Raw genomic sequence first — 19,955 nt, forward strand, 5'->3', positions numbered from 1 at the left:
TAGATTCGGAAGGGTCAGTCTGAGAACTCGGGGATGACCTTGGTGGCGAAGAGTTCGAGGTTGCGCTTGACGGTGTCGAGGGGGAGGACACCCTGCTGGCCCTGCATGAACAGGCCGAACCACTCCAGGTCGGGCATCCGGTCGAGCATCCGCTGGATGCCGCGCTTGATGTCGTCGGGGCCGCCGAGCAGGGCCATCTCGACCTCGTTCATGCGCTTGTAGTCGCCCTTCTCCGGGCTGATCGGCTGGTGCCGGTCGTCCTCCTTCTTGCGCAGGACCTCCAGGTAGCCGAACGGGCCGAAGAAGGCGGCGAAGTCCTTCTGCATGCTCATGCCGTAGGTGGCGATGGCCTCCTCCCGGGTGTCGGCCATGCCGACGATCTTGAGGATGCCGGTGTGCTCGCCCAGCTTGTAGTCGCGGCCGCACTTGGCCGACTCCTCCTGGTAGAGCCTGGCCTTGGCGGCGTGCTCGTCCGGGTTCGGGGTGAACATCCACGGCAGGATGTCCTCCTGCGCGGCCCGGATCACCGAGCGGTCGGAGATCGTGAACGGCTGCCACAGCTCCGGGTACGGGTTCTGGTACGGCTTGGGCCCGACCGAGACGGCGTGGATCCTGCCCTGGTCGTCGACCTCGCCCGGCGCGCCGAACTTCTGGGTCCACTCCAGCGCGGGCCATCCCTCGATGCCGTCGAACGGCGCGGGCACCTCGTAGTCCAGCACGTCGGACTTGTAGCGCAGCGTGTCCTGGGTCCACGCCATCTTCATGATCTTCAGGACCTCGCCGAAGACGTCGAAGTTGCGGGTGTCGGTCTTGGAGCCGTCGGAGCGGGCGGCGGTGGCCTGCCAGCGCTGGCCCAGGACGTTCATCCACCGGTTCTGGTAGCCGCGGGCCACGCCGAGCCTCAGCCGGCCCTTGCTGAACTGGTCGAGGAGGGCCACGTCCTCGGCCGCCCTGATCGGGTCCCAGGCGGGCAGCACGATGCCCAGCGGGGCCAGCAGGATGCGCTCGGTCCTGGCCGCCAGGTCGGTGAGGAACATCAGCGGGTTCACCGAGAACTCGAAGCCCTCGGAGTGGAAGTGGTGCTCGGTCATCATCAGCGCGTCGAAGCCGATCTGGTCGGCGTGGATCGCGATCTCGCGCACCTCGTGGAGCAGCGCCTGGTAGGACTCGACGCTCCGCCCGATCGGCCGCTTGGCGACCGCGTTCTCCTCGTTGGAGTATCCGGAGCCGGGGATCTGCGGGTTGAGGAATATCGAGAACTTCATGCCAGGCTCCTTAGCCAGTCTGTGACGACGAGGAGGAACTCCCCGGGGCGTTCCTCGTGCAGCCGGTGGCCGCTGCCCTCCCAGGTGACGGCTCTGGAGCGCGGGTCCTTGAACAGACCCGCCTCCCACGCGGCCTGGGCCGGATCGAACCAGAAGGTCAGCACCGGACAGGTCCGGCGTGACAGGTATCCGTCGGAGTTGGGGCGGAGACCGAGCGGCTCCGGCCCGCCGAACATCGCCTCGAACGCCTGGAGCAGCACGTGCGGGGGAGTGGCCAGGATCCGCCGCCGGTGCCATTCGCGCAGCCAGCCCGGGGTCGCCCCGGTGGAGGTCCACAGGTCGTTGCGGAGGCTGGCGGCCAGGGGGTCCTCGCGCATCTGCTCGATCAGCGCGGGGAAGGAGGCGGCCACCGGGCCCGTGAAGCCGTATCCCGGATCGACCGTGACCAGCGCCCTGACCAGCGACGGGTGTTCCACCGCCAGGTGGGAGACGATCTGGCCCCCCATGGAGTGGCCGATCGCGACACACTGCCCGACGCCGAGCTCGGCGCAGAGCCCGGCGAGGTCCTCGGCCATCAGCCGCGGGGTGTTGCCGGTCTCCGGCGCCGACGAGTAGCCGTGCCCGCGCATGTCGACCGCGATGACCCGGTGCCGCCGGGCGAGCGCGGGGATGTGGTGGACCCACTCATGGGAGTCCGACCCCAGGCCGTGGACGAGCAGCAGTGCCGGGTCTCCCGATCCGTCGTCGGTGTGGAACAGCCGCACGTCGCCTAAGTCCGTGAACGCCATGAGCGCCCTTCCGTGAGGATTGCCCGCCTGGCAAGCTACCCTAGGAATGGTAGCCGAGCAATCGCTTGGTTTGGCAAGGGCCCGCCCGGCGCGGGAGAGCGGAGGCTGTCATGCGGCTGGGTGTCACGATGTTCGCCACCGACCTGTCGATGCCGGTCGCCGAGCTGGCCCGGGCCGTCGAGGAGCGCGGCTTCGCCTCCCTCTACCTGCCCGAGCACACCCACATCCCGACCTCGCGCCGCACGGCCCCCCCGACCGGGGAGGCCGTGCTCGCCGAGGAGTACAGCCGCACCCTCGACCCGCTGGTCGCGCTCTCCCACGCGGCGGCCGTGACCAGCCAGATCACCCTCGGCACCGGCATCCTGCTCGCTGCCCAGCGCGAGCCCATCGTGACCGCCAAGGCCGTCGCCACCCTCGACCACCTGTCCGGCGGGCGGGCGGTGCTCGGCGTCGGGTTCGGCTGGAACGTGGAGGAGATCCAGGACCACGGTGTCGCCTACGGCTCCCGCCGGGACGTCGCCCGCGAGCACATGCTCGCCATGAAGGCGCTGTGGAGCCAGGACGTGGCGGGTTTCGAGGGCCGTCACGTGCGCTTCGAACCGTCCTGGTCCTGGCCCAAGCCGGTGTCCGGGCCGCCCGTCTACGTCGGCGGCGCGGCGGGCCCGAAGCTCTTCGCCCACGTCGCCGAGTACGCCGACGGCTGGATGCCGATCGGAGGCAGAGGCGTCCGGGCGGCGCTCCCCGCCCTGCGCGAGGCCTGCGAGAAGGCGGGGAGGGAGATGGTCAGGGTGATCCCGTTCGGGACGCTGCCGACCCGGGAGAAGCTCGACCACTACCGGGAGACGGGCATCGAGGAGGTCGTGCTCAACCTCCCCAGCGCCCCCGCCGCCCGCGTGCTCCCGGTGCTCGACGATCACGCGCGTTTCCTGGCATGAACGAGAGGTCGTTATAGTCGGGTCCCATGTCGCGTCCGGCTCCGCTCCGGCCGGAGGACCCCCGGCAACTCGGCCCCTACCGGCTGACCGGCCGCCTCGGCGCGGGAGGCCAGGGGATCGTCTTCCTCGCCGAGTCCCCGGAGAACGCGCGCGTCGCGGTGAAACTGCTGCACGCCCGGCTGGTGGACGACGAGAGGGTCCGCCGCCGCCTCGCCGGCGAGATCGAGGCCGTCCGGCGGGTCGCCCCCTTCTGCACGGCCCAGGTGCTCGACGCCGACCTCGACGGCGACCGCCCCTACATCGTGAGCGAGCTCGTCGACGGGGTATCGCTCCAGGAGCACATCGCGGCCGAGGGGCCCCGCGCCGACGGCTCGCTGGACCGCATCGCGGTCGGCACGGCCACCGCGCTGGCCGCCATCCACCGGGCCGGGGTGGTCCACCGCGACTTCAAGCCGGGCAACGTCCTGCTCGGCGCGGACGGCCCCCGGGTCATCGACTTCGGCATCTCCCGGATGATGGACGCCACGATCACCACCGGCAAGATCCCCTTCGGCACTCCCGCCTACATGTCGCCCGAGCAGATCAAGGGCGAGCCCGCCGGGCCCGCGGCCGACATGTTCGGCTGGGCGCTCACCGTCGCCTACGCCGCCACCGGCCGCCACGCCTTCTCCGCCGGCTCCTACCACGAGGTGCTGGCCAGGATCCTGTACGGCAGGCCCGACCTGGGCCCGCTGGCCGGCCCGCTCCGGGAGATCGTGGTCGCCTGCCTGGCCGCCGAGCCCGGGGACCGGCCGGTCGCCGAGGAGGTGCTGCGCCGGCTGTACGGCAGCGCCGCCGTCTCCCGGCCCGCCGGAACACCCGGGGCCGTTCCGGTGACGGCCTCCGGGTCCGCGGTGTCGGATCCTCCGCCGTCCGGGTCCTCGACGGGGGAGCCTCCGCCGTCCGAAGTCCCGACGGGGGAGTCCCCGGCCTCCGGGGTCCCGACGGCGGAGCTCCCGGCCTACGGAGGGCCGGAGGCGGAGCCGTGGGCCCCTCCCACCGCGACCGCCGAGCTCCCCGCGGTGAGGGGCGGGACGTCACGGCGGCGCCGGTGGCCGCTGCTCGCGGCGGTGGGCCTGGCGATCGCGGCCGCCGTGGCCGGGGCGGCCGTCTTCTGGCCCCGTGAGGGCTTCTCCTACACGGGCACCTGGGCGGGCGTCGCCGATCACTCCACCGCCGAGCGGGTCTTCCCCGTGGAGGTCCGCTTCACGGAGGAGGGGGCGAGCATGAGGTGGGGAGCCGATCTGCACTGCGCCGCCCGGCTCTCCCGGACCGGCGCCGAGACCACCTACCGGCTGGTCGGCGTCAGCGGCGGCCAGTGCTACCCGGGCACGGTGGCGTTCTCCCCGCGCGGCCCCGACCGGCTGGCCTTCCAGGTGACCAGGACGGGCGAGCGGGTGCCCCGCTACTCCGGGGACATGGTCCGCTCCCCCTGACCCGAGCATCACATGAGTGTCACGGTCGGGGCCATGAGCGCTTCACCACCGTTGACTGCCGGGAATACCTCTCCTTGAGTGGGAAGAGTGGTGGGGAGGGAGGCCCGCGTGCCGCATGCGCAGCCGCTCAGGACGGGGGACCTCGAAAGGATCGGCCGATACGCGATCGTCGGCCGCCTGGGAGAGGGCGGCCAGGGGGTGGTCTATCTCGGGGTGCACCCCGCGACCGGATCGGCGCCCTATGCGATCAAACTGCTGCACGGCCCGCTCGGGGAGGACGAGGCGGTCTTCCTGCGCGAGGTCGAGCTCGCCAAGCAGGTGGCCCGCTTCTGCACCGCCCAGGTGATCGAGGCCGGGCTGGCCGATGACCGGCCCTACATCGTCAGCGAATACGTCGACGGCCCCTCGCTCCACCGCGAGGTCACCGACGGCGGGCCCCGCGGCGGAGGCGCGCTGGAGCGCCTGGCCATCGGCACGGCCACCGCCCTGGCGGCCATCCACCGCGCCGGGATCGTGCACCGCGACTTCAAGCCGCAGAACGTGCTGCTGGGCCCGGACGGGCCGAGGGTCATCGACTTCGGCCTGGCCCGCGCACTGGACGCGGGAGCCACGCAGAGCGGGCGCGGCGCGGGCACACCCGCCTACATGGCGCCCGAGCAGGTGAAGGGGGCCGGGATCCGGCCGGCGGCCGACGTCTTCTCCTGGGGCGCCACGATCTGCTTCGCCGCCAACGCCCATGCCCCGTTCGGGCAGGACTCGATCGCGGCCGTGCTGCACCGCATCCTCACCGCGCCACCGGAGCTGGGCTGCCTCGACGGGCGGCTCGGCGCGCTGGTCGCCGGCTGCCTGGAGAAGGACCCCCGCAACCGCCCCAGCAGTCGCGAACTGCTGCTCGCGCTGCTCGGGGACGACGCCGTAGGGCCGGAGGCGCCGTGGTCCTCGCCGGTCCCGGGCCACGATCTGGCCGGGCCCTGGCCGGGCCCGGCCAGGTACGGGTCCCCGCCGGGCCAGGCCCGGCCCGCGCCGCCGGCCCGCGGCCCCCGCGGCGGTCCCGGCGAGCCGGCCGAGCCGCGGACCCGTCCGGGGCGGGCGGCCACCAGGGCCTCGGTCGCGGTGTCGGGGGCGCTGCTGGTGAGCGCGGCCGTGCTGGCCGCGGTGCTGGTCCCGGCGCTGAGCGGCGGCGACGGGCAGCCTGGGCCGGACAGGCCGAAGGCGTCGGCGGGGGTGCCCGGCGCGCGGGTGGAGCTCACCCCGCTGCCGGCCAGGGCGGCCCGTCCGGGCGACCCGCCGGGCACGGGCACGAGGAGCGCGGCCCCTCCGTCCCAGGCGTCCCCGACGCCTCCGGCGGCCGCCGGGGTCGCGGTGCCGGCCCTGGCCGGGCTGGACCGTTCCGAGGCGCTGCGCCTGATCGAGAAGGCCGGCCTGGTCGCCGGGGCCCTCACCGCGACCGACTCCGACCGCCGGATCGGGCAGGTGCTCAGTAGCCGGCCGGAGGCCGGGACGCTGGTGGCCAAGGGGACGGAAGTCGACCTGGCGGTCTCCGCGGGAGTGGCGGTGCCGGTGCTGACCGGCCTCCGCAGGGAGCAGGCCGAGGCCGCTGTCACCCGGGCGGGGCTGGTGCCGGGAGGGGTCACCCCGCGCTGCTCGGCAGGTCCGGCGGGCCAGGTCCTCGCCAGCACCCCCGGGGCGGGCGAGCGGGTCTCCTCGGGTGGCGTGGTGACGCTCGTGGTGTCCAGGCGCGGGGCCGAGGTGCCCTCGGTCGTCGGCCGGACGGAGGCCGACGCGCGCGGCGCGCTCAGCGGGGCGGGCTTCACCGTGCGGGTGCGTCCCCGCCTCGTCGCCGACCCGTCGAAGTCCGGTGTGGTGCTGGCGCAGCGGGGCGCGTCCGGGGGCTGTGCCCGGCCGGGCGCGGTGGTCGTGATCACGGTCGGCGTCGGAGGGCAGGGCGGTCCCGGCCCCGACCCCGGCGAGACGGCCACCCCGGTGGACCCGACGGTCTCGGAGGTGCTCGGCTCCGCCCCGGCCGCGGGGCGGGACTGAGCGGCCCCGTGCGGAGGGCGGCCCTGTACAGGCGATCCCGTGCGGAGGGTGGCCCGTACAGGCGGCCCCGTACGGCGGGCGTGGGTCAGGCGGACGGGCCGTGCATGGCGCGGGCGGTGTCGAGCAGGGTCTCCCGGACGACCTCCTCCGGCAGGTCGATCGTCTTGACCACCACGCACTGCAGGGCGCCCAGGAGAGCCCAGGCCCGCACCCGCCCGGCGGGGTCCGGGTCCGCCGGCGCCAGGCGGGTGTAGATCGCGTCGCGGAAGGCGCGGATGGCCTCGCCGGGGGAGCCGGGCGGGGCGTCGTCGGCGCCGCTGATGTCCTCCATGATCAGGCGGATGATGGCCCGGTGCCGGACCACGAAGGTCACCAGCGCCTCGACGAACTGGCGCTCGCCGCCGAGGTCGGTCTCCAGCAGGGCCACGATGTCCTCGGCCGCGGGCGCGAGCAGCTCGGTGGCCAGCCGGTCCTTCGGATGGAAGTGGTAGGCGACGGCGGTCTTCGTCAGCCCGACGGCCGAGGCGATGTCGGCCAGCGAGGTCGCGGCGTAACCGCGCTCGGCGAAGAGCCGGCGGGCGGCGTCGAGAATCCGGCGCCGTGTGTCGTAGCCGTGCTCAAGTGTGGTCATCGTCTCATTCCCACGTGTTCTAGAGCATTCTGGAATGTCCGCGCCTACGCTTGATCGTAGGTTCTGTACGACCGTACAGGACGGCGTTTCAGGCGCATTTCAGTCTTGAACAGGGCGGTCACCGATGTCTGGCTTGCTGGGGCGACTGGGGAGTTGGTGCGCGAGGCACGGCAAGATCGTGCTGGCACTCTGGGTGGCCGCGGCGGTGCTGCTGACCGCGGGGTCGATCGTGTTCGCCGGTCCCGTGAGCAACAACGTGACCATACCCGGCACGGACGCGCAGCGGGCCCACGACCTGATGCGCGACGGCTTCGGCCCCGGCTACGACCCGGGCGGCACGGTCCAGATCGTGCTCTACTCCGCCGACGGCCCCCTCGTCGCCAAGCCCCGCAAGCTCGCGGTGGAGCGGGCGATGACGGAGCTCCGAAAGGTCCCGCACGTGGCGGAGGTCCTGACCCCCTACCGGGTCGGCGGTCTGGCGCCCAGCCTGCAGATCGGCCTCATCACGGTCAAGCTCAAGGGGCACGACAACAGCAAGCTCGCCGAGACCACCCGACGGCTGTCGGAGGCGGCCGGGCCCGTGCGCGAGCTGGGCATCGAGGCGGTGCCCGCCGACGCGTCCACCCCGGCCGACAAGGAGATCAAGACCGGGACCAGCGAGATCATCGGCGTGGTCTGCGCGCTGCTGGTGCTGCTGTTCGCCTTCGGCACGCTGGTGGCCGCGATGATCCCGATCTTCACGGCGCTGGTCAGCATCGCCACCGGCCTGGGCGTGATCAGCCTGCTCGGCCACATCGTGGACGTCCCCAAGCAGGCGTCCATCATGGCGACGATGATCGGCCTGGGCGTCGGCATCGACTACGCCCTCTTCCTGCTCAGCCGGCACCGCAAGCTGCTGGCCGACGGTGTGCCGGTGCGCGAGGCCGTACGCCGGACGGCCGCCGGCTCCGGCGGCGCGGTGGTGTTCGCCGGCGGCACAGTGATCATCGCGCTCAGCGCGCTACTGCTCGGCGGCTTCCCCATGCTGCAGACGCTCGGCTGGATCACCGGCATCTCGGTCGTCTGCGCCGTGCTCACCTCGATCACCCTGGTCCCCGCCCTGCTCGGCCTGCTCGGGCACCGGGTCAACGCGCTGCGGCTGCCCTTCGTGGGCCGCCGCAGGAGGGCGGACGACGCCTCCGGCTGGAGCGCCCTGGGCACCTGGGTGGCCAGACGGCCCTGGAGCGTCCTCGCGCTGAGCGTCGCCGTCCTCGCCGCCCTGACCGCGCCCGCCCTCGCGCTCAAGCTCGGCCCGCTCGACGACGGCTACGGCGACAAGGACACCGCCGCCCGCCGCTCCTACGAGCTCATGCAGGCCGGATTCGGGCCGGGGATAAATGGTCCGCTGATCGTGGTCGCCTCCCTTGAGGAGAGGGCCGTCGACCGCGACCCCGCGCCTGCCGTACTCCAGATCCTGAAGGAGGAGGTCGGCGCGGTCGAGGGGGTGGCCCACGTCGGCGAGCCCGTACTGAACGACGACTGCACCACCGCCCTGGTGCAGGCCGTCACCGAGTACGCGCCCAGCGATCCGCAGGCGCTGCGGGTGGTCGAGGACGTGCGCGCGATCCGGGTCGAGGGGGCGCGGGTGCACGTGGGCGGGGAGGTGGCCGCCATGTCCGACGCGAGCACCAGGATCGCCGACCGCACCCCTCTGGTCGTCGGCGTCGTGGTGCTGCTCAGCGCGCTGCTGCTGCTCCTGGCGTTCCGGTCGCCGGTGGTCGCGATCAAGGCCGCGCTGATGAACCTGGTCTCGCTCGGCGCCGCGTTCGGCGCGCTCTCGCTGGTCTTCTCCCTCGGCCTGGGCAGCGGCCTGGTCGGCATGGACCCACCGGTCGGCGTGGACGACTCCTACCTGGCCACGCTGTTCTTCTCGGTGCCGATCGACAGCTACATCCCCCTGATGCTGTTCGCGGTGCTGTTCGGCCTGTCGATGGACTACGAGGTCTTCCTGCTCACCGCGGTACGGCAGGCGTATCTGAGGCACGGCGACAACCGCAGGGCGGTGGCCGAGGGCCTGGGCACCACCGGCCGGGTCATCACCTCCGCCGCCCTGATCATGGTCGCCGTCTTCGTCGCCTTCATCGCCTATCCCGACCCGATGGTCAAGATCTTCGGTGTCGGCCTGGCGGTGGCGGTCGCGGTGGACGCCACCATCATCCGCGGCTTCCTGGTCCCCGCCACCATGGTTCTGCTCGGCAGGTTCAACTGGTGGTGCCCCGGGTGGCTGGACCGGATCCTGCCCAACCTCTCCGTCGAGGGGCACGAGGAGGAGGAGCCCGCCGACGGCCCGCGCAAGGAGCTCGTCGGCGCCGGCCACGGCTGAGCGTCAGTCGAAGACGATGACGCTGCGGGCCACCGTCCCCTCGCGGACGTGGCGGATCGCCTCGTTGACCTCCTCCAGCGGCACCCGTTCGCTGACCAGGCGGTCGAGGTCGAGCCGGCCGCGCATGTACTGCTCGGCGAGCATGGGCAGGTCGCGGAGCGGGGCCGCGTCGCCGCCCTGGGTGCCCATCAGCCGCCGGGAGGCGAACAGCAGGCCGGGCTCGATGGTGAGCGGCCGGCCCTGGGGCGGGCTGCCGACCATCACGGTCGTGCCGCCGGGCTGGGTGGCGGCGAAGGCGCTGCCGAGCACCTCGGGCACGCCGGTGACGTCGAAGGCGTAGTCCACGCCACCCTTGACGATCTCACCCACCTGCCGGGGCAGGTCGGTGGAGAGGATCGCGTGGGTGGCGCCGAACTCCTCGGCCAGCTTCAGCTTGGACTCGGCCACGTCGGCGGCGATGATGGTCGTGGCCCCGGCCAGCGCGGCGCCCTGGACCACGTTCAGCCCGACGCCGCCGCAGCCGACCACCAGCACGCTGGAGCCCGGCCGCACCCTGGCCACGTTGAGCACCGCGCCGACGCCGGTGATCACCCCGCAGGCCAGCAGGCACATGGTGTCGGACGGCGCACTCTCGGCGATCTTCACGCACATCGGCTCGTTGACCACGGCGTACTCGGCGAACGAGCCGATGCCGATCATCGTCCGTGCGTCGTGGCCGTCCACGCTGATCCGGGTGGTGCCGTCGCGCATCGTGCCCATGATGGCGGCCGTCCGGGCCGGCCCGCCGCACAGGTGGAAGCGGCCCGCGCCGCAGTTGCGGCAGCGCCCGCAGGCCCCGTTCATCGCGATGATCACATGATCGCCCGGTCTGACGCCGGTCACGCCGGCGCCGACGCTCTCCACGGTCCCCGCGCTCTCGTGGCCGAGGACGAACGGGAGCCGCCGCACCACCGGGCTCTTGCCGTCCAGTGCCTTGATGTCCGACCCGCACACCCCGGACGCCCTGATCCTGACGCGGACCTCGCCCGGCCCGGGATCGGCGATCTCGACCTCGCGGACCTCCAGCGCCGCCCCGAACTCGGTGAGCACGGCCGCGCGCATCAACATCAGTCCGCTCCCGTCGCCGAAGACCTGTGCGCTCCGCACGCTAGCCCGGACCAGGATCATAAGCAAACATTTGCTTGGTTCAATTGGCGTCGCAACTGCCGGGCGCCGCTCCATTGACACCCCGGAAGCGCCAAATCTACGCTGACGAAACCAAGCGAGCGCTAGGCCAAATTAGGTCTGCGGCCGCGTGGCACGGCAGGGGGTGTTCCATGAGACGGCAGGCAGTGCGACTCATCGGCCTGGTGACCGCGGCGGCGCTCACCGCCGCCGGCTGCGCGGCCGGGCAGCGGACCGCCGGCGGCGCCTCCGGCGCGGCGGGGGCGGCCGGGGTGACCGACACGACGATCACGGTGGGCGGCGTGCTCACCAAGACCAGCGCGAGCGGCTACTCCACCAAGGACGCCGAGATCGGGGCCAGGGCCCGGTTCCAGCGGGCGAACGAGGCCGGCGGCGTGCACGGCCGCAGGATCGAGTTCGTCGGGGCCGAGGACGACGGCCAGGACGCCGCCAAGGGAGACGCGGCGGCCAAGAAACTGGTCCAGCGGGACAAGGTCTTCGCGCTGGTGCCGGTCCACGCGCCCAACTTCGGTGGCGCGACCTTCCTGGAGCAGCAGGGCGTGCCGTGGTTCGGCTGGGCGACGGGGCCGCAGTGGTGCGGCACGCGGACCGGCTTCGGCTACAACGGCTGCCTCGCCCCCAAGCAGGGCGCGGGCTCGCAGACCTGGTGGGGCAGCCAGATGGCCGAGCTGATCGGCGGGTCCGCGGGCAAGACCGTCTACATCCAGACGACCGACTCGAGCGGCAGCAAATACGGCGGCCGGACCATCGCCCAGTCCTTCCAGGCGGCGGGCTTCACGCTGGCCGGCCTCAACTCCGGCCTGCCCGCCGCCGCCCCGCCGCCGGACTGGCTGCCCTACGTCAACAAGATCATGACTTCGGCCGGCGGCGGGCCGCCGGACCTGGTGGTGTCGATCATCGCCGGCACCAAGTTCAACACCGGCCTGTACGCCGCGTTGAAGAAGGCCGGATACCGGGGCCTGCTGTCCGACGCGACCAGCTACGACGCCGCCATCCTCAAGGACCCGGCCACCGCCCAGGCGCTCGAAGGCGTGATCGCGGCCCCCATGTTCGAACCCTTCGAATCCCAGGCCCCGGAGATCGCCCAGCTCAAGGCGGACGTGGAGAAGGCGGCGCCGGGGACCGCGCTGACCCAGCACCTGGCCATCGGCTACTGGGCCGCCGACATCTTCCTCAAGGTGCTCGAACAGACCGGCAGAGACCTGACCAGGGAGAGGTTCCTGGCCACCGCCAACGGCTCGTTCACCTACGAGAACGCTGGGTTCGGCAGGATCCGCTACCCCAAGGACCACACCGAGCCCAACGGCTGCGGCGCCCTGGTCAAGCTTGAGGGCGGCGCCTTCAAGGTCGCCAGGAACATGAAGTGCTTCGACAACGTGCCGCTGAAATAGCGGCCAGGACTTGCCGCCCGCGAGTCTGGCGGGCCGCGCGGGCGGCGGGGCGGGGCGGGCCGGGGCGTCCGCAGGGACATCCCGGCCGCCCAGGCCGGCCCCGTCGCGGGAGACGTACGCGGGCGGTGTCGCCGGCCCCGCGGTAGGGGGCGAGGCGCCGCCTCTGCGGTAGGAGGCGAGGTCGAGGTGCGACCCCTGCGGTAGGAGGCGAGGTACCGGCCTCGCCGCGAGAAGGCGGTCGCCAGGCAAGGCAGTGACCAGGCAAGGCAGCGATCAGGCAAGGCAGCGATCAGGCAAGGCAGCGATCAGGCAAGGCAGTGACCAGGCGCGAAACCCCGGGGTGAAGGCCCTTATGTCGGAGCTTTTCGGTTATATCGTCAGCGGCCTCGTCACCGGTGCCGTGTTCGCGGTCATGGCCTCCGGGCTGACCCTGTCCTACTCGGCCACGGGCGTGTTCAACTTCGCGCACGGCGCCGTCGGCTTCCTGGCCGCCCTGTTGTTCTTCGAGCTCAACGCCGGCTTGGGGCTGGCGGCCTGGCAGGCCGGGCTGGTCGCGGTGGGACTCTTCTCACCGCTGCTCGGATACGTGCTGCACCGGGCCATGTTCCGCGGCCTGGCGCAGGCGGGGGAGACCGCGCAGATCGTCGGGACCATCGGCCTGACCATCGCGCTGCCCGCCCTCGGGCTGTGGACCGTGGACCTGGTCGCCGAACCGTTCGGGCTGCCGCGGGCCGACGCCACCTCCCTGCCGCGCGGCCTCGGCCCCTACCCCGCGGTCCCCTTCACCTTCGGCGGCGTCCACCTCGACTCCGACCAGCTCATCACCTTCGGCTTCGCGGCGCTGGCCGCCGCGGGGCTGTGGGCCTTCATGCGGCACACGCCGTACGGCCTGCGGATGCGTGCCTCGGTGGACCGCCGCAGGCTGGCCACCCTGCGCGGGATCGACGCCGACGCCTCCTCCGCCGTGGCCTGGATGCTCGGCTCGGCGCTCGCCGGGCTCGCCGGGGTGCTGGCCGTCTCCACCCTCGGCCTGGACTCCACGGCGTTCACCGTGATGCTGTCGGTCTCGGCGACGGCCGCGGTGTTCGGCCGGCTGCGGTCGATCCCGTGGACGTTCGCGGCCGGTCTGGGCCTCGGCGTGGTGCAGAACCTGGTCGCCGGATACGCCGACTTCGCCGAGGACGTCACCGGGCTGCGCACGGCGGTCCCGGTGATCCTGCTGTTCGCGGGGCTGATCCTGCTCAACCGGTCCAGGGACCGGGTCGCCGGATCGGCCGCCGAGGACGCGCCGCCGCCCGACTACCTGGCCGACCTGCCGCCGTGGCGGCGGCGCCTGCCGTGGGCGCTGGGCCTGGCGGCCCTGCTCGGGTGGACTCTCACACGCTCCGCCGACGACTTCCATGTGAGCGTGGTGGCCCAGGGACTGGTCCTCGCGCTGATCTTCTGCTCGTTCGTGGTCGTCACCGGCATCGGCGGCATGGTCAACCTGGCGCAGGCGTCCTTCGCCTCGATGGCCGCCCTCACCTGTGGCTGGGCGTTCTCCTCCGGCCTGCCGTTCCCGGTGGCGATCCTGCTGGGCGTGCTGGGGGCGACCGCGGTGGGCGTCCTCGTCGCGCTGCCCGCGCTGCGGCTGGGCGGGCGGATCCTCACTCTGGCGACGCTCGCCCTGGCCCTCCTCGCCGACCAGGTGCTGTTCCAGATCGACGCGTTCAGCAACGGCACGATCGGCTGGCCGCTGCCGGCGATCGGCCTGGGGTTCGCCGACACCACCGACCCCCGGGTCCGGGTCGTGCTGCTGCTGGTCCTGATCGGCCTGGTCGGCCTGCTGGTGCGCAACCTGGAGCGCTCGGCCTCCGGCCGGGCCGTCCTGGCCGTCCGCTCGGCCCCCGCCGCCGCGACCACCTCGGGCATCTCGGCCCCCCGCGCCAAGATCATGCTGTTCGCGCTGGCGTCCGGGATCGCCGGGCTGGGCGGCGTGCTGTTCGCGATCTCCAAGGGCTCCATCACCGCCACCGACCTGCCCGCCTCCGCCGGCTTCGTCTGGCTGGCCGTGGTGGTCCTGCAAGGCGTCCGGCGGATCGGCGGCGCCGTACTCGGCGGGCTGATCGCCGCGGTCTTCCCCGAGCTGCTGGCCGGATGGGACGTCTCCGCCCACGTCGGCGCCATCCTCTTCGGCGTCGGCGGGATGGTCCTGGCCAAGCACCCCGACGGGGTGCTCGCCCAGCTGGCCGAGAGCCGCCACCGGCGGCGGGTGGCCAGGCGGCGGCTGGACGGCGCGGCCGCCGTCCAGCGCGAGGCGCCGGCGGTCACAGGGGAGGAGACATCGGTGGGCGGGGCACGGCCCGCGGGGGAGGGAACGTCCGAGAGCGGGGCGCGGGCGGCGGCTCCGCACCTGGGGGAGGCCCGAGCGGTGGGGCGCCACCCGGCGGAGGCCCTGGTGGCGGGCCCGCGTCCGGAGGAGGGCCTGATCGCGGGGCCCCGTCCGGCGGAGGGTCGGGCCGGGCCGGAGGCGCTGTTCCGGCTGGAGAACGTGGTGGCGGGATACGGCGACGTCATGGTGCTGCGGGGCGTGGACCTCGCCGTCCGGCCGGGCGAGGTGGTGGCGCTGCTCGGGGCGAACGGCGCGGGCAAGTCCACGACCTGCGCGGTGGCCGCCGGCGACCTGCCGGTGACGGCCGGGCGGGTGATCCTGGACGGGGTGGACGTCACCTCCTGGCCCGCGCACCGCCGGGCGAGGGCGGGCGTGCTGCTCGCCCCGGAGGGGCGCGGGGTGTTCCCGGGACTGACCGTGGACGAGAACCTGCGCACCTGGCTCGCCGACCCCGCTCCCGTCTACGGGCGGTTGCCCCAGCTCGCCCGCCGCCGGGGCATCGCGGCCGGGGCGCTGTCGGGCGGTGAGCAGCAGCTGCTCACCCTCGCCCCGGCGCTGGTCAGGCCGCCCCGGGTGCTGATCGCCGACGAGCCGTCGCTCGGCCTGGCGCCGCTCGTCGTGGAGCAGGTGTTCGAGGTCTTCGCCGAGCTCCGGGAGCGCGGCGTCGCGCTGCTCCTGGTGGAGGAGAAGGCCACCTCGGCCCTGGAACTCGCCGACACGGTCGTCTTCATGCGCCTGGGCAGGGCCATCTGGACCGGCCCCCGCGCCGAGGTGGACGGCGCCCGCCTCACCGCCGCCTACCTGGGGGTCGCGTGAGAGGGAGAAGTCGGCGCGGTGGGGTGAGCGGGCCGGCCACGGGTTACCCGGGGCCGGGTGAGCGGGCGTGGAGGGCCACCGGGGCCCGGTGGTCGCGGCCGGGCGTGACGGGCGAGCGGCCCGCGTTGCGGGTGAGGGCGGTGGGGGAGCGATGAGCACAGCGTTGACCGTCGAGGCCGTGTCGGTGTCCTTCGGAGGCGTCCGGGCGCTCACCGACGTCTCCTTCGAGGTGCCGCGGGGGCAGGTCTGCGGGGTGATCGGGCCCAACGGCGCGGGCAAGACCACGCTGTTCGACGTGATCTCCGGCCTCCGCCGGCCGACCTCGGGCTCGGTGTCGGTGGCGGGCCGCGACACCACGGGCGTTCCGGCGGTACGGCGGGCACGCGGAGGGCTGCGCCGTACCTTCCAGCGCACCCAGGTGTTCGGCCGGTTGACCGTCGCCGACAACGTGCTGGCCGCGATGGAGTGGCGGGGCGGAGGCGGGGGTCTCCTGGCCGACCTGACCGGCCTGCGGACCCGCCGGAGCCTGGAGCGGGAACGCGGGCGGCGGGTGGACGAGGTGCTCGCCCTGTGCGGGCTGACCGAGCTGCGCGACGCCTACGCGGCGGCCCTCCCCGTCGGCCGGCGGCGTCTCGTCGAGCTGGCCCGCGCCCTCGCCGACAGCCCCTCGCTGCTCCTGCTCGACGAACCCACCTCCGGCCTGGACGCCGACCAGACCGGCCGTCTCAAGGAGATCATCGGAGCGCTGGACACCACGGTCCTGCTGGTCGAACACGACATGGGGTTCGTCATGAACACCTGCGACCGCCTCGTCGTCCTCGATCTCGGCAAGGTCATCGCCTCGGGCACCCCCGCCGAGATCGGTGACGACCCCGTGGTCCGCGCCGCCTATCTCGGCTGACCGGCCAGAGCCGCGCTCCGGGTCGGTGCCGCGCTCCGGTTGCTGACGTGCGTTCTGCTGATTTCGAGGAGCGGTATCCCACCGGACGGCCTCATCGGCGCCTTATTTATCATCGGGCGCATATGCGTCCCGATTTCGCATTGAATCCCGACAACAAGTGCGAAGCGTGCGAAGAGTCGGCGAAGGTTTTGTTTCCATGGCATTTATTTGCTTTCCCTCAACTATGTCAACGGGCACTCTCCGGTGCTTTGAAGGTACATTCTGACTAATCGCCATCGTGGCGGTGCGACCGATCGATATTTCCTGCCACTAGGAACTTCAGGGGAAATTAAGTGCTTCATCGCCGAAATAGATTGTCATCAATTCCTATTTCCGGAAAGCGTATGGGGGCCCTGGCCGTGGCGGCCGTCGCCGGTGTCCTCGTAGTCTCGTCGAATCAGGCTCCGGCCGATGCCGCCGCCGAGCGCGCGGAAGCGATCGCCCCTCCGTTCGGGATCGGCGGCGCCGACGGGGTGCCCCTAAAGCCCGCCGCGCCTCGCGTCGTGCCTCGTGTCGTGAAGCAGCCCGTGGGCCCGGGCCATCAGTGCGGATGCCGGAGAAGGCACTGCACCTCGTGCTGCAAGGAGCGGTGTTCCTCCTGCCGCTCCGACAGCAAGTGCAACCTGAACATCCAGAACAACAACAACAATCCCGGCCGCCGTCACGACTCCTCGAAGTCGTGCTCCTCCAGCGTCAAGCGGGCCGACGATTCCGCTGGTCCCAAGCGTTCTGCCGGTCCCACTGTCCTTATGGGCCCTGCTGGTCCTGCGGGTCCTGCGGGCCCTGCCGGTCCTGCCGGTCCTGCGGGTCCTGCTGGTCCTATGGGGCCTGCTGGTCCCATCGGTCCTGCCGGTCCTGCTGGTCCCGCCGGGCCTATGGGGCCTGCAGGCGCGGTCGGTCCGGCGGGTCCTGAGGGCCCCGCAGGTCCTGAGGGCCCGGCCGGTCCTCAGGGTCCGGCCGGACCGATGGGACCGGTCGGCGCTGCGGGACCGGTCGGCCCTGAGGGCCCTGCGGGTCCCACTGGTCCTGAGGGCCCTGCCGGTCCTGTGGGTGCCGCTGGTCCCGCTGGCCCTGAAGGCCCCGCCGGTCCTGAGGGTCCTGCGGGTCCGGAAGGCCCCGCCGGTCCGGAAGGCCCCGCCGGTCCGGAGGGCCTCGCTGGTCCCGCTGGTCCTGAGGGTCCTGCCGGCCCTGAGGGTGCCGCCGGTCCTGAGGGCCCTGCCGGCCCTGCTGGTCCTGAGGGCCCTGCTGGTCCTGAGGGCCCTGCTGGTCCTGCCGGTCCTGAGGGTCCTGCCGGCCCGACCGGGCTGACCAGTTCGGTCAGTTCCAGCGGGCCCGAATGCGCCGTCGGCTCCGTCGGGATCCTGGACCTCGGCGGACGTGAATGTTCCATCGGTTCCGTCGGCCTGATCAGTCTCGGCGGACGTGGATGTTCCGTCGGTTCCGTCGGCCTGGTCGGTCTCACCGGGCGTGAATGTTCCGTCGGCGTCGTCGGGCTCGCCGGCTCCGCCGAGAAGTTCGGCGCGTTCGGCCTCGGTGGCTGCGCGCGCCACGTGTCCCTGCTGAGCAGGTGGAGCGCGCTGACCGACCGGTACAGCCTGTGCTGCCACTGCTAGGGACCCTGCCGGCCCGCCGGCCGGGCCGGCCCCGCCGGGCCTGAGAGCCGTGCCGGGATCCGGAGGGATCCCGGCCGGACTTTCCCCGTCCGGGCCGCGCCGGTGTGTTTAGGGGGGCGGATAATGTCGCGAAGGTCGTGCCCGGTATAACCGGACACGGCCTTCGCCGTCGTGGCCGTGCATTCGTGCGCGCCCCGGCCGTACGCCGGAAGCCCGGCCCGTTTGATCTTCGTGGTGCGTCACCGGGCGTCCCCCGCCGATTTCCCAGTCGCTTCCAAGTGCCCCCCAAGTCGTCTCGGCCATGCTCTCGCCCGGGAAGCAAGTTTTGGGGAGAGAACGCAAATGTGGGCACGATTCACCGCCTTGACCGGCCTGGTGCTGGCCGGTGTGCTGGCCCTGCCTGGCGCCGCCATGGCAAAGCCGAAAGATCTGGACGTTCCGGTGGGGACATGGCTGGCGGCCCGGACGCATCCGGCCGTGCAGCTGACCTCGGTCTCCTACACGGCCGAGGTGGCCGTGCCGACCCCGGTGGCGAACCTGGAGGCGATCAGAGGTCTGACCCAGCAAGGGGTCGCCGCCGTCCAGTCAGGCAAGATCTCATCCGACGAGAACAGCATCTACCGGTGGGTCGTCCAGCAGATGGCCAAGGAGCCGGGCCGCTACTTCTCGCCCGGCGCGCCGGAGCGGGTCGTGGAGGCGACGGCCGGCGGCCTGTGCACGGGATGGTGGGTCACGCCGGACGGCTACATGGTGACCGCGGCCCACTGCGTCGGCCAGGAGGAGAGCGAGCTGGCGGAGACCTTCGCGACCCAGGCGCTCACGAAGATCAACGAGAAGGACGCCGCCGACCTGGTGGCCGACCTCGGTGACATCGCCTCCGACGAGGAGATCGTCCGGACGGCCGCCAAGATCTTCCAGATCTGGAACGCGGAGAACATCAAGATCCGCAACGTCCAGAGCTCTCTGTCACTGCTGCAGAGCCTGCCGGGTGGCGGGGTGGACAAGACCGCCAAGGCGGTGCCGATCGAGCTGGTCGCCAAGGGCACGGTCTACCCGGGCAAGGACGTGGCGATCCTCAAGGCCAACGGGCAGAACAACCTGCCGACCGTTCCGCTGGGCCAGGACTCGGACGTGCGGGTGGGCGACACCCTCTACATCAGCGGGTTCCCCGGCACGGTGACCCAGACCTCGATCTTCAACATCGAGTCCAAGCTCGACCCCGCCTTCACCGAGGGCCCCTACAACGCCAGCCGCCAGACCCCCGAGGGCGTGCCGTACATCCAGACCCAGGCCCCCTCCTACCCGGGCAACTCCGGCGGCCCGGTGTTCAGCAAGGACGGCAACGTCATCGGAATCCTGGTCGGAGGACTGATCCAGCAGGACGGCGGCTCCACCGAGGGGGAGAGCTTCGTGCTGCCGGTCAGCATCGTCAGGGAGAAGCTGAACGAGAAGAACATCAAGTCGGCCGAGTCGGTGACGACGAAGTCCTACAACGAGGCGCTCGACCTCTTCTTCGCCAACCGCTACTCCGACGCGCTGCCCAAGTTCCGTGAGGTCCAGGCGCTGCATCCGAACCACCCGTACGTCGCCAAGTACATCACCGACTCCCAGCAGGCCATCACCGCGGGCAAGGACGAGAGCTCCTCGTCGATCCTGCCGTGGGTGCTGTGGGGCGGCGGCGGCCTGGCCGTCCTGTTCGTGCTCGGCACGCTGGGCGCGGTGGTCAGGGGCAAGCGCCGCTCGAAGACCCCGCCGTCCTCCTTCCCACCCGCGCCGTACGGGGCGCAGCCCGGCTACCTGCCGCCGGGGCAGGGCCAGTACGGCCAGCCCGCCCACCCCGGCCAGCCGTACGGCGTGCCGCCGCAGCAGCAGCCCTACCAGCAACGGCCGCCCTATCCGCTCCCGCCCGCTCCCGAGGACACCCGGGCGGTCCGCCCGCAGTCGCCGTACGGGACGCCGCAGCACAGGCCCGGCCCCGGGGCGAACACCCGGATCGCCGGACTGGAGGCGGAGCTGGAGGAGCTGCGCCGCAACATGGGGCAGCGCCCGCCCGACCAGCGCTGAGCTCCGCCGGCGGCCGCGGGGACCCGCCCGGTCCCGCCCAGGCCCCACCGAGGTCCGCCGGTGAATCCACCGGTGGACC

The 19,955-nt window shown here is 72.5% G+C and carries 13 protein-coding genes; 9 read left to right on the forward strand and 4 right to left on the reverse strand.

Features of this window, described 5'->3' with window-relative positions:
* Positions 1-14: 14 nt before the first annotated feature.
* Together J2S55_RS01600 and J2S55_RS01605 are read right to left on the reverse strand one after the other, a co-directional pair.
* Positions 15-1,265: an LLM class flavin-dependent oxidoreductase gene (locus J2S55_RS01600; protein WP_306856743.1), complete on the reverse strand. Its 1,251-nt coding sequence runs from the start codon at positions 1,263-1,265 to the stop codon at positions 15-17.
* Positions 1,262-2,053 carry an alpha/beta fold hydrolase gene (locus J2S55_RS01605; RefSeq protein ID WP_306856745.1) on the reverse strand — a complete coding sequence of 264 codons (792 nt, stop codon included), beginning with the start codon at positions 2,051-2,053 and terminating at the stop codon, positions 1,262-1,264. Before J2S55_RS01605 ends, J2S55_RS01600 begins: the two co-directional genes overlap by 4 nt.
* 110 nt (positions 2,054-2,163) lie before the next feature.
* On the opposite strand from J2S55_RS01605, the gene J2S55_RS01610 reads away from it, so the two are divergent.
* From J2S55_RS01610 to J2S55_RS01620, 3 genes are all read left to right on the forward strand, one after another.
* Complete coding sequence (locus J2S55_RS01610; protein ID WP_306856746.1) at positions 2,164-2,988, forward strand: LLM class F420-dependent oxidoreductase; 825 nt, start codon at positions 2,164-2,166, stop codon at positions 2,986-2,988.
* A 26-nt stretch (positions 2,989-3,014) separates the two neighbouring features.
* Positions 3,015-4,463 (forward strand): serine/threonine protein kinase, encoded by a 1,449-nt coding sequence (locus J2S55_RS01615; RefSeq protein WP_306856748.1) that lies wholly within the window; start codon positions 3,015-3,017, stop codon positions 4,461-4,463.
* Between the two features lie 108 nt (positions 4,464-4,571).
* A complete protein-coding gene (locus J2S55_RS01620) occupies positions 4,572-6,503 on the forward strand; it encodes a serine/threonine-protein kinase (protein ID WP_306856749.1) in 1,932 nt (643 codons plus the stop codon).
* Between the two features lie 85 nt (positions 6,504-6,588).
* On the opposite strand, the gene J2S55_RS01625 is transcribed toward J2S55_RS01620, so the two are convergent.
* Positions 6,589-7,134, reverse strand: a complete 546-nt coding sequence (locus J2S55_RS01625; protein WP_306856751.1) for a TetR/AcrR family transcriptional regulator — start codon at positions 7,132-7,134, stop codon at positions 6,589-6,591.
* A gap of 124 nt (positions 7,135-7,258) precedes the next feature.
* Between J2S55_RS01625 and J2S55_RS01630 the strand changes: the two genes are divergently transcribed.
* Entirely contained in the window at positions 7,259-9,496 is a 2,238-nt protein-coding gene (locus J2S55_RS01630) for an MMPL family transporter (protein WP_306856752.1), read from the forward strand.
* Between the two features lie 3 nt (positions 9,497-9,499).
* On the opposite strand, the gene J2S55_RS01635 is transcribed toward J2S55_RS01630, so the two are convergent.
* Complete coding sequence (locus J2S55_RS01635; protein WP_306856753.1) at positions 9,500-10,603, reverse strand: alcohol dehydrogenase catalytic domain-containing protein; 1,104 nt, start codon at positions 10,601-10,603, stop codon at positions 9,500-9,502.
* Positions 10,604-10,812: 209 nt separating this feature from the next.
* Here J2S55_RS01635 and J2S55_RS01640 point away from each other — a divergent pair, with 209 nt between their 5' ends.
* From J2S55_RS01640 to J2S55_RS01660, 5 genes are all read left to right on the forward strand, one after another.
* Positions 10,813-12,072, forward strand: a complete 1,260-nt coding sequence (locus J2S55_RS01640; RefSeq protein ID WP_306856754.1) for an ABC transporter substrate-binding protein — start codon at positions 10,813-10,815, stop codon at positions 12,070-12,072.
* A 352-nt stretch (positions 12,073-12,424) separates the two neighbouring features.
* A complete protein-coding gene (locus J2S55_RS01645) occupies positions 12,425-15,259 on the forward strand; it encodes an ABC transporter permease subunit (protein ID WP_306856755.1) in 2,835 nt (944 codons plus the stop codon).
* Positions 15,260-15,410: 151 nt separating this feature from the next.
* On the forward strand, positions 15,411-16,160 hold the full coding sequence (locus J2S55_RS01650) for an ABC transporter ATP-binding protein (RefSeq protein WP_306856756.1): 750 nt from the start codon (positions 15,411-15,413) through the stop codon (positions 16,158-16,160).
* A 1,089-nt stretch (positions 16,161-17,249) separates the two neighbouring features.
* Positions 17,250-17,507, forward strand: a complete 258-nt coding sequence (locus J2S55_RS01655; RefSeq protein ID WP_306856757.1) for a hypothetical protein — start codon at positions 17,250-17,252, stop codon at positions 17,505-17,507.
* 647 nt (positions 17,508-18,154) lie between these two features.
* Positions 18,155-19,876: a S1 family peptidase gene (locus tag J2S55_RS01660; protein WP_306856758.1), complete on the forward strand. Its 1,722-nt coding sequence runs from the start codon at positions 18,155-18,157 to the stop codon at positions 19,874-19,876.
* Positions 19,877-19,955: the final 79 nt, after the last annotated feature.

Origin of the sequence: Streptosporangium brasiliense, from assembly GCF_030811595.1 — a bacterium.
GTDB classification, from domain to species: Bacteria; Actinomycetota; Actinomycetes; order Streptosporangiales; family Streptosporangiaceae; genus Streptosporangium; species Streptosporangium brasiliense.

What these genes read in the sequence shown, in the direction of transcription:
- J2S55_RS01660 (WP_306856758.1), top strand. Translation starts at nt 18,155, where the DNA reads ATGTGGGCACGATTCACCGCCTTGACCGGCCTGGTGCTGGCCGGTGTG.
- J2S55_RS01635 (WP_306856753.1), bottom strand. Translation starts at nt 10,603, where the DNA reads ATGTTGATGCGCGCGGCCGTGCTCACCGAGTTCGGGGCGGCGCTGGAG.
- J2S55_RS01645 (WP_306856755.1), top strand. Translation starts at nt 12,425, where the DNA reads ATGTCGGAGCTTTTCGGTTATATCGTCAGCGGCCTCGTCACCGGTGCC.
- J2S55_RS01605 (WP_306856745.1), bottom strand. Translation starts at nt 2,053, where the DNA reads ATGGCGTTCACGGACTTAGGCGACGTGCGGCTGTTCCACACCGACGAC.
- J2S55_RS01610 (WP_306856746.1), top strand. Translation starts at nt 2,164, where the DNA reads ATGCGGCTGGGTGTCACGATGTTCGCCACCGACCTGTCGATGCCGGTC.
- J2S55_RS01640 (WP_306856754.1), top strand. Translation starts at nt 10,813, where the DNA reads ATGAGACGGCAGGCAGTGCGACTCATCGGCCTGGTGACCGCGGCGGCG.
- J2S55_RS01650 (WP_306856756.1), top strand. Translation starts at nt 15,411, where the DNA reads ATGAGCACAGCGTTGACCGTCGAGGCCGTGTCGGTGTCCTTCGGAGGC.
- J2S55_RS01625 (WP_306856751.1), bottom strand. Translation starts at nt 7,134, where the DNA reads ATGACCACACTTGAGCACGGCTACGACACACGGCGCCGGATTCTCGAC.
- J2S55_RS01615 (WP_306856748.1), top strand. Translation starts at nt 3,015, where the DNA reads ATGTCGCGTCCGGCTCCGCTCCGGCCGGAGGACCCCCGGCAACTCGGC.
- J2S55_RS01600 (WP_306856743.1), bottom strand. Translation starts at nt 1,265, where the DNA reads ATGAAGTTCTCGATATTCCTCAACCCGCAGATCCCCGGCTCCGGATAC.
- J2S55_RS01630 (WP_306856752.1), top strand. Translation starts at nt 7,259, where the DNA reads ATGTCTGGCTTGCTGGGGCGACTGGGGAGTTGGTGCGCGAGGCACGGC.